Source organism: Nitrospira sp. Vd2 (assembly GCF_979581665.1).
This window is the reverse complement of record NZ_CEFZSK010000006.1, coordinates 68,479-81,586: the sequence shown is the minus strand read 5'-3', so window position 1 is coordinate 81,586 and position 13,108 is coordinate 68,479. Positions and strand designations below refer to the sequence as shown.

14 protein-coding genes and 1 riboswitch are annotated in these 13,108 nt (G+C 61.9%); of the genes, 4 read left to right on the top strand and 10 right to left on the bottom strand.

Annotated elements, in window-relative coordinates:
* The first annotated feature begins 28 nt into the window (after positions 1-28).
* The gene (locus tag AC1U7K_RS03515) at positions 29-814 is read left to right on the top strand and encodes an MCP four helix bundle domain-containing protein (RefSeq protein WP_480249405.1); all 786 of its coding nucleotides are present in this window, start codon (positions 29-31) and stop codon (positions 812-814) included.
* On the opposite strand, the gene AC1U7K_RS03510 is transcribed toward AC1U7K_RS03515, so the two are convergent.
* The 9 genes from AC1U7K_RS03510 to AC1U7K_RS03470 form a co-directional block, all read right to left on the bottom strand.
* Positions 801-1,529, bottom strand: coding sequence for a pseudouridine synthase (locus tag AC1U7K_RS03510; protein ID WP_480249421.1), 729 nt, complete (start codon positions 1,527-1,529; stop codon positions 801-803). The genes AC1U7K_RS03515 and AC1U7K_RS03510 overlap by 14 nt on opposite strands.
* A gap of 104 nt (positions 1,530-1,633) precedes the next feature.
* A complete protein-coding gene (speB, locus tag AC1U7K_RS03505) occupies positions 1,634-2,560 on the bottom strand; it encodes an agmatinase (RefSeq protein WP_480249404.1) in 927 nt (308 codons plus the stop codon).
* 29 nt (positions 2,561-2,589) lie between these two features.
* The gene (locus AC1U7K_RS03500; RefSeq protein ID WP_480249403.1) at positions 2,590-3,168 is read right to left on the bottom strand and encodes a pyruvoyl-dependent arginine decarboxylase; all 579 of its coding nucleotides are present in this window, start codon (positions 3,166-3,168) and stop codon (positions 2,590-2,592) included.
* A 187-nt stretch (positions 3,169-3,355) separates the two neighbouring features.
* Complete coding sequence (locus tag AC1U7K_RS03495; protein ID WP_480249402.1) at positions 3,356-4,795, bottom strand: aldehyde dehydrogenase family protein; 1,440 nt, start codon at positions 4,793-4,795, stop codon at positions 3,356-3,358.
* A gap of 13 nt (positions 4,796-4,808) precedes the next feature.
* Positions 4,809-5,075: a hypothetical protein gene (locus AC1U7K_RS03490; protein ID WP_480249401.1), complete on the bottom strand. Its 267-nt coding sequence runs from the start codon at positions 5,073-5,075 to the stop codon at positions 4,809-4,811.
* A gap of 22 nt (positions 5,076-5,097) precedes the next feature.
* The gene (locus tag AC1U7K_RS03485) at positions 5,098-5,733 is read right to left on the bottom strand and encodes a DsbA family protein (RefSeq protein WP_480249400.1); all 636 of its coding nucleotides are present in this window, start codon (positions 5,731-5,733) and stop codon (positions 5,098-5,100) included.
* Positions 5,734-5,740: 7 nt separating this feature from the next.
* A complete protein-coding gene (locus AC1U7K_RS03480) occupies positions 5,741-6,115 on the bottom strand; it encodes a peptide chain release factor-like protein (protein ID WP_480249399.1) in 375 nt (124 codons plus the stop codon).
* A gap of 32 nt (positions 6,116-6,147) precedes the next feature.
* Positions 6,148-7,254, bottom strand: coding sequence for a deoxyhypusine synthase family protein (locus AC1U7K_RS03475; protein ID WP_480249398.1), 1,107 nt, complete (start codon positions 7,252-7,254; stop codon positions 6,148-6,150).
* Between the two features lie 178 nt (positions 7,255-7,432).
* A complete protein-coding gene (locus AC1U7K_RS03470; RefSeq protein ID WP_480249397.1) occupies positions 7,433-7,600 on the bottom strand; it encodes a hypothetical protein in 168 nt (55 codons plus the stop codon).
* A gap of 84 nt (positions 7,601-7,684) precedes the next feature.
* Between AC1U7K_RS03470 and AC1U7K_RS03465 the strand changes: the two genes are divergently transcribed.
* Together AC1U7K_RS03465 and AC1U7K_RS03460 are read left to right on the top strand one after the other, a co-directional pair.
* Positions 7,685-9,553, top strand: a complete 1,869-nt coding sequence (locus AC1U7K_RS03465) for a PAS domain-containing sensor histidine kinase (protein ID WP_480249396.1) — start codon at positions 7,685-7,687, stop codon at positions 9,551-9,553.
* Positions 9,550-10,305, top strand: a complete 756-nt coding sequence (locus tag AC1U7K_RS03460) for a response regulator (RefSeq protein WP_480249395.1) — start codon at positions 9,550-9,552, stop codon at positions 10,303-10,305. The genes AC1U7K_RS03465 and AC1U7K_RS03460 overlap by 4 nt, the downstream gene beginning before the upstream one ends.
* On the opposite strand, the gene AC1U7K_RS03455 is transcribed toward AC1U7K_RS03460, so the two are convergent.
* Complete coding sequence (locus AC1U7K_RS03455; RefSeq protein ID WP_480249394.1) at positions 10,289-11,494, bottom strand: cation:proton antiporter; 1,206 nt, start codon at positions 11,492-11,494, stop codon at positions 10,289-10,291. The two genes, AC1U7K_RS03460 and AC1U7K_RS03455, sit on opposite strands and share 17 nt — an antisense overlap.
* 80 nt (positions 11,495-11,574) lie before the next feature.
* Positions 11,575-11,641: riboswitch (Fluoride riboswitch) on the bottom strand.
* Between the two features lie 1,160 nt (positions 11,642-12,801).
* On the opposite strand from AC1U7K_RS03455, the gene AC1U7K_RS03450 reads away from it, so the two are divergent.
* Entirely contained in the window at positions 12,802-12,987 is a 186-nt protein-coding gene (locus AC1U7K_RS03450) for a hypothetical protein (protein WP_480249393.1), read from the top strand.
* Positions 12,988-13,108 lie beyond the last annotated feature (121 nt).

Genomic DNA, 13,108 nt, shown 5'->3' with positions numbered 1-13,108 from the left:
AGGATCGGCGCGATCGCCGACTGATACCGTGGCACGATTCAATCGATGGCAGATCCGGCCGACGTTGTCGCAAATCCTGATCAGCGTCCTGGTCGCCGGCCTCGGCTTCGTGGGAGCGGAAGAGCTGAGCCAGGTCGATCAGGACCTGCGGATCATGTACACGGAGTACACGCTCGCCGCAACGGATCTTGCGCACATCTCGGCCGATATCATTCGATACCGCACCACGATCATTCGTGCCGTAGAGGCGCCGACGCAACGGGAGTTCGAACGGATCACGTCCTCGTTGCCGGACCAGCGCGCACGAATTCAGCATGCGATCGATCGGTACGCGGCGGCGAGTCTTCGCGTGAGCCGGAGTGGACGCAGCGAGCCGCAGGACCTTCAAGCCGTCCGGGAAAGCTTCGACGCGTATATCGCGTCGTCGAACAAGACGGTGAATCTGCTCGTCCAGTTGTGGGGCGCGCGGTCACCGCAGGAAGCGGCGGAGTTGCGCACCAAGGCCGAGCTCCAGGCGTCCGACAATGCCGGGCCGAAACTCATTCAGGTCAGCCTCGCGCTGGATCGTCTGTTGGAAACGGTCGCCGACGTCGCGAAGGACATGCGCGATGAAGGCACGAAAACCATCCGCGCGACGAGCGCGACGCTGATCGGCGGCAGTCTCTTAATCGCGCTGCTGAATCTGGTACTGCCGCGCGGCCGCACCAAGCGTGAAGACGAATTGCATCGGCCGGCCGGCCGCGACGACGGACAGCCCGCAGCCGCCGCCACGCAGCCGGCCACCGCGTTACGGCACCCCGCTACGCGGACGTAGAATATCCCGGCGCCGGACGCTCACCGGTCTCAATTGCCGCAAACAATCGAGCGTGCTCCTCGTCAGTCAGCGCCTTCCACTGCCCGACCTCCAAGCCCTCGAGCGTGATGTGCATGATGCGCACCCGCATCAAACGCAGCACACGATAGCCCAGCGCCTGGCACATGCGCCGGATCTGCCGGTTCCGCCCCTCGGTCAGCACGATACGAAAGTCGCGCGGGCTCAATCGCGCCACACGGCACGGTCGGGTCCGTTTTCCCTGAATGACGACCCCGGCAGCCATCCGTTCGAGGCACGCATCGTCATAGGGCCGGTCCACGCGCACGACATACTCTTTTTCGTGCTCGTATTCGGCTCGCAAGATCTTATTGACGATGTCGCCGTCATTCGTGAGCAAGATCAGACCGGACGAATCCTTATCCAGTCGGCCGATCGGGAAAATCCGCTCCGGATACCCGATGTAGGAAATGATGTTGTCCCTGACAGCCGGCTCCGTGGTAGTCGTCACCCCTACCGGCTTGTGGAACTTGAGGTAGACCGGCGGATTGCCCCATGGCACGAGTACGCCATCTTTCGTGATCACATCGGCTCTCGTGACCCGATCCCCGAGCACCGCACTGCGTCCGTTGATGGCGACGCGCCCCTCCTCGATCAGCCGATCGGCCTCGCGCCGTGAACACCGTCCCTGTTCGGTAAAGAATTTATTGATCCGGATGGGTCGATCGGCGCTTCTCGTCGGTGTGGCGGAAGCACGTGGAGGAGAGGCATCGGCACGAGGACGTTTGATGAGCCGGCGACTCGGCATGGTGCATCACTCGACTAGCGCCGCGCGTGCCAGATACGTCCGATGATGCGATAGATCAACCGTGCCACGGTAAATTGCGGCGCCACGAAGCCCGGGATTGGGGCGATCTCGCTGACGTCCATCCCGACGATCCCCGGACCGTTCGCAAGCGCGGTCACGAGCGTCAACACATCGTACCATCCCAGGCCACCCGGCTCCGGGGTCCCCAATGCGGGAACCAAGGAGGCATCGAGCCCATCGCAGTCAAACGTCAAATAGACCGGGCCTTGGCAGGCTTTCACGACGTCCGGCACCCAGCGAACCGCCTGCCCGCCGTAAGGCCCGGAGGGATCAAGGATGCGTGCGGCGAAGAACGTGGTGATGGAGGAAGTCCGATTGATTCGCTCGATTTCCTCCGGCGAGATCGATCGGATGCCCACCTGCACCAGCGATAATCCATCGTCGACGACCCGCGCCATCACACTGGCGTGGCTATAGAGGTTCCCTTCATAGGCGTGGCGCAGATCTCCATGGGCGTCGATCTGGACGACGCAGAGGTTGCGATAGACCTCGGCGTGGGCGCGGATCGCACCGAGGGCGCCGGTATGCTCGCCGGTGAGCGTGACGACCAGCCGGCCCGCTTTCACGTGGGGACGGACGTAGCGACGGATCGCCTCGACCGCGTCGCCGTCCACTTGTCCGTTCAGATCGAGCCGCGCGGCCGTCGCGATGCCCCCGGAGACGCGGTACGGTTCTAGCCCGATCGTCTCGTCGTAGAGTTCGACTTGATGGGAGGCTTCGAGAATCGCGTCGGGCCCGCGATCGCTTCCGGCAACGTAACTGGAGGTATGCTCATAGGGCGCCGGTAACACATAGACGCCGGCGCGGTCCGGATGGCACCACGGTTCGTCGAGCGCGAGAAAATTTTTGTCGGGGCCGAGCCAGCCGGATGGAAGTGCCATGGAAGAGAGAACAGGCCCGCGACCGAGGCTCAGCCCCGGCGGGACCGCATCGACTTGGGTATATTCTCAGACGGGATAAAGACGCCGCAGGCAATCACCGTGGTCCATTTGCCGGCCTTGCCGATCGCGGACTGCGTGATGTTCATGGTTCGGACGATCTTGCCGCCCATTTTAAACACCTGCTCGCGTTCTTTCCACGCGATGTTCGGGTCGAATTCGATTCCAAGAGTGGTCGCCAGCATTTGAGCGGCTAAGTCTTCGGTATATTCGCCGGCTTCCTCGTCCGTCTCCCCATAGGCGTGATGCTCCGAGAGATAGCCGTAGGAGTGTTTGTCCGTGGGGATCGCAAGCCCCACCGACGAGGAGATCAACCGATTGCGCTCATTGGTCTCGGAGCGTGCCATCACGCAAAAGGTAATCTCGCCCGGGTTCAGCAGCTTTTCTCCAATCTTTCGCGGCAGAATTTTACAGGCGGGCGGGAAAATCGAGGAGACGCTGACTAAATTGCAATAGGCGATGCCCGCGCTCCGGAGCGCCTGCTCGAACGACGCCAATTTTTCCTTGTGCACACCGACCCCGCGAGTGAGAAACATGTGCGTTGGAACCATCGCGCCTCCCTTCTCTCACCTCAAGTCCGCCCCGCCTGGGACGCCGGGACCGCTCGGCCGGCCATGAAACCACGTAGAATGTTTTCGCTACACGCCGTTTCGGCCAGCCCGATATCGGGCCGCTGTTGTATCAAGTTGCGCGAGTTTCCGCAATATGATCGGTGATTTTTTTGAGACCAGTGGACGGTTACGAATCCGGGTGGCGGCGGACATTGAGGACGAGCAGTTTGAGCTCGGTCATGTCCTCGATGGCGTAGCGCACGCCTTCCCGGCCGAGCCCGGAATCCTTGACACCGCCGTAGGGCATGTGATCGGCTCGGAAGGTCGGAATCTCGTTTGCGAGGACGGTGCCCACTTCCAGATCGTCATACGCGTGAAAAATCTTGCCGATGTCGCGCGTGAAAATGCCGGCCTGCAAGCCGTAGCGCGAATCGTTCAACGCCCGGATCGCATCCTGGAACCGGCGGTACGGCGTCACGGTCACGACCGGCCCGAACACTTCTTCACACGAGACCTTCGCGGCCGCCGGCACATCGGTGAGCACGGTCGCCTCGATGACCGCGCCGCTCCGGTTCCCACCCGCTCGGATCTTGGCTCCCTTGGCGACCGCCTCTTGCACCCATTCGTCGATGCGAGCGGCCGCGCGCTGATCGATGACCGGACCCACCGTCGTGCCGGCGTCACGCGGATCGCCCGCTTTCAGACGGTGCACAGACGCCACAACTTTCTCGAGGAAGGCCTCGTAGACCGACTCGTGTACATAGACGCGCTGCACGGAGATGCACGTCTGCCCCGAATAGCCGTACCCGCCTGTCACGCAACGTTGAGCGGCCAGGTCCAAGTCCGCGTCCGGCTCGACGATCACGCCGGCGTTGCCTCCCAACTCCAGCACCACGCGCTTCTTTCCGGCCTTGGCTTTGAGCATCCAGCCGACCGGGGCACTCCCCGTAAAGCTGAGCAACTTGAAGCGCTCGTCGGTGACCATCCGCTCCGCGATCACATTGTCACACGGCACGACGCTAACGGCCCCGGCGGGCAGATCGGTTTGGATGATCACCTCTCCGAGGAGCAGCGCGGTGAGCGGGGTCTGCGGAGCCGGCTTGATGACGATGGGATTGCCGGCGGCGAGAGCCGGTGCAACCTTGTGCGCCACGAGGTTCAGCGGAAAGTTGAAGGGGGTGATGCCGAGGATCGGGCCCAAGGGAAACCGGCGAGTCAGGCCGAGATAGGGTTCCATGCCGGGGGACAGATCGAGCGGGACGACCTCGCCCCCGATCCGTTTCGCCTCTTCGGCGGCGATGCTGAACGTCTGGATCGCCCGGCCTACCTCGCGCTTGGCATCGGCGATCGGTTTTCCGGCTTCCGCGGTAATCGTCTCGCTGAACTCGTCCAGCCGGCGGCTGAGTGAATCGGCGATCATCCGGAGAGCGTCGGCACGCGCATGAGCGGCAAGGCGCCGCATCGACGCAAAGGCCGACACGGCGGTCACCGTCGCCGATTCAGCCTCGACGCCGCCAGCCTGGCAGACCTCGGCGATCACCGTCCCGTTGTAGGGATTGACAACCGGCGCCGTCGTGGCGGTGGTCGTCCAGGCGCGCCCGATCAGGAGCGGCTTGGGATGTGCCACCGTCCGCTCCCGCTCACCCTTCGGCTTCGGCCAAGCTGCCGGATCGCGCAGGAGCCGGCTGTGCAGCCTCGGCCTCGGCCTTGGCAATCAATTCCGTCGTCCCCCAGTCCCGAATGGAGTCGAGCGTGAACGCCTCATACGTGGAGACGCCGTGGCAGGTGGGGCAATCGGGCATCGGGATCCGACGACGAAACACTTCGCTCAGGCAGGACATGCACACGAGGAATTCGGCACCGGCTTCGTCGGATTCGACCGGCCAAAACGTCTGCGGTTGTGACATAGCGACCTTCTTTCCTTGCAGTTTATGGTTGCGCGTGCAGCTTGAGCAGCCGATCGATCTGCTCTTCGAACACATCAAACGGAAACGCACCGGGGATCAACAAGGCCGGCTCCTTGTCGATCTTCGTCGTGAGTAACAGCACGAACCCCGGCGTCCCGCGGAACCCCAAATACGTTCCCTCCTCCTTGTCACGGAAAATATCATCGGTATGGCGCCCCGTTTGATAGCAAGCCGTAAAGGAGGGAAGATCGAGACCAATGGCTGCGGCGTGCCGTTGGAATTCCGGCCACTCCAGTCTGGCGCCGTAGAGGCGGTCGTGCATCGGCCAATACCGACCTTGCTCACCGGCACATCGCGCCGCAAGCGCGGCATTGACCGCCGGACCCTGCGAGGCGCGCGGGAAATCACGGTACAAGAACCGCACCTTGCCGGTCTCGACGTATTTGGCTTGCAGCCGCGGCCATGTTTCATAAAAGAACTTTCGGCAGTACCCGCACGTGAAATCGGAATACTCGATCAGCGTGACGGGGGCTTTTGGATTTCCCCGCAAGCGGTACTCGGGTCGTGGGCCCGGATCCGCCTCGCTGCCCGCCGCTGTCGCGACGACGGCAAGCAGGACCGACAGCCATGCGATCCGGCGCATCATAGAGACGCTCATGCACCCTCTACGCATCATACTCCGAAATGACGGTCCGCTTCCGCTTCAGTCCCTGACGGCGTTTTTTCTCCTGTAACCGCCGCTCGACGGCTCCTTTCGAAAGCCGGGTGGGGACGCGAGGTTTTCGCACCCGATTCAAGCGCCTGAGGCGTTCGACCAAGCGCTCAAACGCGATGTCGCGGTTTCGATGCTGTGACCGCGACTCGGTCGCCGTCACCGATACCCCGGACGGCGGGTGTCGGAGCCGAACGCCACTGTCCGTCACATTGCGATGTTGACCGCCCGGTCCGCGGCCACGAAACGTCTCCATCACGACTTCCCGCTCCAATCGCTCTCGATCCAGCGAGTACGGCGGGGAGCGATGGGTGGACTCGGCAGCCATGACCTGGCCTCATGAGGCGACGTGGCGCAGCGTTACGAGGATGGCTCTTTGAACCGGCTCCGCTCCAGTAACCCCATCATCAGCAACGGCCACACGACCGTCGCATCGCTCAGCACTTCTGCAAACCGCCCGCCTTCGGCCGGTGGCACGAACTTCCCCCATGAGATGCCTTCCGTGTAGGTGCAGCCGCTCAGACCGCCCCAGTAGTCGGGTTCGGGGCAGATCCGTACGCCGTATTGAAAGCGCGGCGGACGCACATTGAGCCCCAAGCGGGTATTGCCGATCTCCACGTACGGAGCGACCTGCTGGGCCCAGTTTCGGGGCACGCCGCCGCCGATCGTAAAGACGCCGAGTCGTTTCGCAGTCAGCAGACGGTCGGTATAGCTGTTGAGGTCCAAGTAAGGATTGAACGTCGGAATTACGTGATGGAGACGCCGCAAGACTTCCCGGTCCGCATCCTGCCCCGACGCGCCGCTCCTCGCGCGATCGATCTGCCGCCCCATCGCCCATGTCGCCACATCGAGGCCCAGCTCGGAGTCGGTAAAGGCGGGAATGTAGACCGGCACGTTGCGCTCGAAGGCGCTCTTCAAGATGCCGGCGCCTTGGTGCTCATCGACGAGCGTGCGGCCGAGCTCGCGGGTCAGCAGTTCCGAGGACAGCGGCTGGTCGGGGCTCAGCCGCTTCAACGTCCGCGCCACGACATGTTCAACGTAATTGAGATTGGCTTCCATCTCAAGCGTGTCGTACACGCGGTTGTATCCCTTGTGAAAAAGATCTTCATCGCTCATTGAGGGATCGTACCGATAGTGCACTTTGCCCACGGACTCGCTCAAGCCATGAGCGACGAGCGCGCCCGTCGACACGACGGCTTGGACCATTCCTCGATCGATCATCGTGCTGATGACCTTGCCCATCTTCGCGATCGTCATCGCGCCGGATAACGTCATCACGACGAAGCAGTCCGGATCTTCGATCATCGCGGCCAGAACGTCGAAGGCCTCGCCGAGCCGGCGACCGCCGAACGCCGTCTTGCGCATGGCGTGGAGCAGCTCGCTGAACGAATGGATGCGAGCGGGGTCGAGCGGCTCCAGCGCTTCCAGGCCGTCCTGCGCCCCGTCGTGGAATTCTCGTCCTTGCATGCCTCGATGCTCTCCTCGACAATAGCGATGCGCCGCAACACGCTCTCGCAGAGTTCCTTTCGTACTTATGGCATACCGCACAGCGGCGCGTCAATTCAACGTTGCAGCCAACATCAGTCGATCTCTTGCGCGAACCTTTTTCTGATCGGGCTCGCGCATCTGCAGAAAGGACTCCTACTTACTCGAACAACAGACGGCTGGACATTTTCATCCGTTTGCCGCACACTCCGCGCCGTGAACGGCCGGCCTCTTGCCGGCTGTTTTTCGGTCCGAAGTCGATGCCCGCGTCACGGTGCGCGGCAAGGGGAATGACGCCGCTCTCATTCGGTCGACACATCGGTTCCACGCCTCGCCTTCGGACGACTTGCTGTACCTCTTTCTCAGCTCCTTCGGACCCATCACCCAACGTGCGGAATAACGGACGCCGCGAATGATCGGCCGTAACAGGGAGCCGGCACCGACGGATGACGATTGGCTCGAGAGCAGCCATCTCTTTCGTTTGCTTTTTGAAGAAGCCCCTGCGGCCATGTGCCTGGTGGACGCCGACAAGCGGTTTGTGAAGGTGAACGCGGCGTACTGTCGACTGACCGGCTATACCGCCACGGAACTGCTAGGCCGATCGTATACGGCCATCACGCACCCTGACGACGTCGGTGGCAATGTCCTGCTCTCCGATGCATTCGACCGACAGGCCCATCGCGGCTACTCGCTGGAGACGCGCTATCTGCACAAATCGGGTGAGATCATTTGGGTGCACGTCGCGGTTGGGCGACTGCCGATACCCGGCGGCTCGGACAGCCTTGCCTTCGCGATTGTCGAGGACATTACCGAGCGGCGGCGGGCCGAGGATGAATTACGCCGACGCGACCGTATTCTGGAAGCCATGGCGTTCGCCGCCAAGCACTTCTTGCTGACGACGTCGTGGCGGCAACACCTCCAGGGCGTCCTTTCGTGCTTGGGCCGTGCCGCAGAAATCGATCGCGTTGCTGTCTTTCAGCACGAGGAGCGCGAGGGTCAGTTCCTCATGGTGTTGCGGGGAGAATGGCTCGGAACGCAGTCGCTGGTCCCGCTCCGGACGATAAACTTTCATCGGCTGTCCTATTCGGAGACCGGACTGGAGCGATGGCGATCACAGGTTGCCATCGGCAGGATGATCGCGGGTCTCCGACATGATCTTCCCTGCCCCGAGCGCGCGGTGCTCGAGCAATGGGGTCTCGACGCGGTTGCAGTGGTGCCGATTCTCGATGGCGAGCGGGCATGGGGGTTCATGGTGTTCGGACGGACGACAGCCGACAGCCGCTGGCCTCCCGCCGAGCTCGACGTGTTGCAAGTCGCCGGGAATATCCTCGGCGCGGCCATTCAACGTGAACGCATGGAGGAGGAGATTGGGCAGTACACCGAAGGCCGGGAAGCGCGGGGCGCCGAAGAGGGCCAGTGCGGAACGGAATTGGAATCACAGCGCGCACATACCGAGAAGCTCGCCGCACTCGGCCAGTTGGCCGCCGGCATCGCGCATGAAATCAACAACCCAATCTCGGGCATCAAGAACGCCTTCGCGATTCTGAAGGACGCCATTGCACCCGATTACCCGCATTACCACTTTGTGGGCCTGATCGAACGGGAAATCGACCGGGTAGCCGACATCGTCCGTCACGTCTACGATCAGTATAGGGTCGACCCTGATCATGAGCACATCTCCGACGTGGGAATCATTCTCCGGGACATTGAATGTTTGCTGGACCGCAAACTGACACAGCGCCGTGTGCGTCTCGTGAGTCACCTGTGTTGTCGCCGCGCGCCCATCCAAGTTCGACAAAAGGATCTGTTTCGGGTCCTTCTGAATCTGATCCAAAACGCCGTCGACGTGTCGCCCGTAGATTCGACGATCACCGTCACGGTGACGCCCGCACAGCATCAGATCTATATCGCCATTGCCGACCACGGACCCGGGATCCCGCCGAATGTTCTGCCGCGCATCTTTGAGCCGTTTTTTACGACCAAGGTTCAGGGCCAAGATCGCGGCATGGGCCTCGGCCTCGCGCTGTCTCACAGCCTCGTACAAGCGATGGGGGGAACCATCGAGGTCCAGACCGCGCCGGGGAAGGGGACGATGTTCACGGTCTTGCTCCCGCTGACCGTTGACCATGCCGATGACTGTGCGGCGAGAAGAAGCGGGTCACAAGCCCGAGGCAGGTCACAATTGTCGTGCCTTACCGCCGAGGAGGAAGACGTGTCGGCCTCTCTGTCGGTTGGACGAAGATCGGGAGGGACGGACCACTCGAAACAAGGAGACGTATGAACCAGTCAACGGCGGCTTCAGTCGACGTGCTGCTTGTCGATGATCACGAGCTCGTCCGTATCGCGCTACGCGTCCTTCTCGAGAAGAGCGCGTCCATCAGGGTTGTAGCGGAGGCGGCCAATGCCGCCGACGCCATCGCCAAGGTCCGCTCCGCCCGCCCCCAGTTGGTCCTGCTCGATATCCAGCTTCCCGATGGCAACGGCATTGAATTGTGTCGCGAGATTAGCGAGTGCGCTCCATTGACGCGAGTCTTGCTGCTCACCGGTTTTGCTGCTGATCGAGACGCCGTCCTTGCCGCCGTCTTGGGAGGCGCTGCCGGGTACGTCCACAAGACGCTCGGCATCGACGCGCTCGTCATAGCCGTTCAAACCGTCGCCGCTGGACACCCCTACCTCGATCCCGAAGCCACCGACTCTCTGTTCACCTGGCTTCGCTCCCCGCTCAATGGGCACGCCGCCTGGTCCTCGACTTTGACGCCGCAGGAACGCCGTGTCATCGCGCTTGCGGCCGAGGGACACACGAACAAGCAGATCGGCCACACGCTGGGGCTCACGGAGAAGACGGTGAAGAATTATCTCAGCAACGCGTACGACAAGCTCCGCATTTCGCGGCGCTCCCAAGCCGCGGCCTTATACCACGCGGAGAATCGCACGCCGGCGCTCGCCACGCCCAGACCGCCCGCTCTTCCGATCCTCAAGGACAAAGAGTCGCGCGCTGTGCGGCCGTACCCTGCCCCTATCCTTCCTCGCTGAGACCGTTGATGCGCCGGCTTCCTTTTCCATGGCGGTCCTCGGAAGGCAGCAAGTGGCGAGGAACGAAGGCGAGGCCGGCAATAATCGTGGGCACCACCGAGCTTGCGATCACGGCCGCCACCAAGAACGAATACTGCTCGCGCGTCACGATCCCGTGCGACAGGCCGTAGAGCGATGAAATCGTGCCGAAGGTCAGGCCGGTCGACATCATGAGCGTGTAATACCAGCGCTCATTCCGCTCCTCCCGAAACCACCCGATTGCCGGGTATAGCCCGAAAATCTTCGACGCGATCTTTGCCGCGAGCAGCGTGAGAAACACGGCAGGAGCTGACAGCAACGCGGGCAACGAGACAAGGGTACCGGCCCGAATAAAGTAGAAGGGCGTAAGAAAGCCGACGGTCAGTGTGCGGAGCCGTCGCACCCAATGCCCGTCCCTGGCGGCACCTCCCGCAAGCACCATCCCCGCAAGGTATGCGGGCAATACCGCCTCACTGCCCGACCACAAGGCCAAGGCGCCCAGCCCGAACAAGACCAACATGACCCATTTCGTCCGGATAGCGGCGGTCCGGTAGGCGTACTGGCGGGTCACCCAAGCGGTGAGGCCGGGTAAAGTTGTGAGGACCACGAGACATCCGGCGAGGAACGCAATCGTTTTATAGGTAAAGGGGGCGAACAGCAGGCCGAGGGCAATGACGGTTCCCAAATCGTTGATGAAACATGCGCCGAGGATGCCTTTCCCGAACTCGGTGGTGTTGAATCCCGTCTCCAGCATCACCGCGTAGACCACCGCCATCGAGGTCGTGGAGAGCGCGACCCCGCACAACCAACTGGCTTGCGCGTTCCATCCCAACCCGTAATGGGCGACCGCCGTGCATCCCAGAAACGGCGCCACAAATCCGATCAAGCCGACGACGCTGACCTCCGAGATTTTTTTCTTGAGTACGAGAGGGTCCAGCTCAGCACCGGCAAGGAACGTCAGGACGACCGCTCCGGATGAGGCGAGAAATCGCACCCATTCGGCGTCGGAGGTGAGGATATCGCCGAGCGCGAACGTTGAACTGACGGCGGCAACGCCCACGCCGACACAAATTTCAACGAGTGCAATCGAGACCCGGACGAAGGAGGCGATGACGGCGGAGACGACGGCAAGCGCGAGCCACAGGGCTGCAATGGCAAAGAGCTGCTCCATAGAAGAGTCCTCCGTAGGCGGCACCGCGGCCGTGTAGTGGCCGTTGACGGTGTCCGCGATGACAACTCCGGCTACTGATCTGTAGCGTAGGAGTCATCAGCCTTTCGTACAGGCGGTTATACGGGGGACTCCATCCCCGTGCCTTTATATCGCAAGGGTGCGAACGGCGCAATGACCGCACGTCGTAAACAAAGACGTTTGAGGATGGGGGTAGACTGCCGAGCCACGTTGCGGGCGGGCAAGCTATTGCGGGCGGCTACAAGATAGCCGCCCGCTTCACTCCTCTACTGCAAGCCCAACACAGACATGAGGTAGCTCACGATCTGCCAGGGGCAGTAGCCGAGCATCTCTTCATACGGGCACACCAGACTCACCTCCTTTCAGCGTGTCGACGGGTGCAACGACACACCCGCCCTCAAGCTTTAACGGCGGAACGACAGAGGGATCAGAGACGTAGCACCGTGGAGGCGACTGAGGGGTGAACGGAAAAAGCTGGCGGAGCATCACGACCGTGCGACCATGCTTGGGCAACCGAGACGTACTCGTAGGCGCCGAGAGAGGTCACGGCGATCTGTGACAGGTCATGAGTGAGCAGGTCCGCCGCAAGCTCGGCATACGGACCAAGGATGATAAATGCATCACATGATTGTCGTGGAGTCTGGTGGTCGGCTCCGCCGCAAGCACCTGGCATTGAACTGGACTCAACCGGCTGCGGTAAAACGCAGGCATAGGCGTTAAAGGTAAGGATCAGGAGGAGAGAGGCAAGCACAACCGCCAAGGCTTTCATGCGGTCATCGTAATATGACGGACGGCTTCGATCAACCTGGGACGTTCGCGTAAAGTCAACGGCCTCTGTACGCGTTAGACGATCTACGGTGCTGTCCGAGCCGGACGCGGGGTGTGACCTCTGCTTCTCGGCATTTGCATTTTCAACAGGGGCCCGCTACAGTTTTCGCGGCATCATGAGAAGCAGAGCATTGCAGCACGGCTGGTGGCTCGCCCTGGTGATCCTGAGCTTTTGCGTCATGATGCAAGCCCTCGGCACACCCATCACGCTCTGGGATCCAATCGCGCCCAATCAGGATGACCATTGGTCGCTTTCCGAGGGTTTTTCGATCCCTTCCAGTGCGGTTCGCGTCAGCCCGCAGCTGACATGCTTGATAGTCCGTGATCCCTCTCTTCGTCTCGTCGTGCCTCCCTTCACGGATACACCATTCCGTCCGCCCGCTCTCCTCTGAGTGTTGTTTGCTCTCGCGCGACGGCACTGCGGCCGTAGCTGGGACATTTGATACCGTAGGAGGAGAGCCATGATCATCGAAGACGGCGCACGTCTCCGCGCCGAATGGGCTGCGAAAGGAAACCCGCCGTGCTCACACAAGAACCTGAGCATCGAACGCAACCGCCACGGCTATCTGACCGGAGCGTACGTCTGCACTGAATGTGGCGAGCTGTTCAAGATCGGCGAACTTTCCAGCGAGGCCTCGGAGGTGTGAGCTCACACAACCACTGATGCGGATGCCGACGGCATGGGATGGTCTACTTCGGGGTAACTGAGGCGGAACCGTGGTAGCGAACGACGCGTTCCTCTTCCTCTCCTTCAGGCCGGCCGGCTGC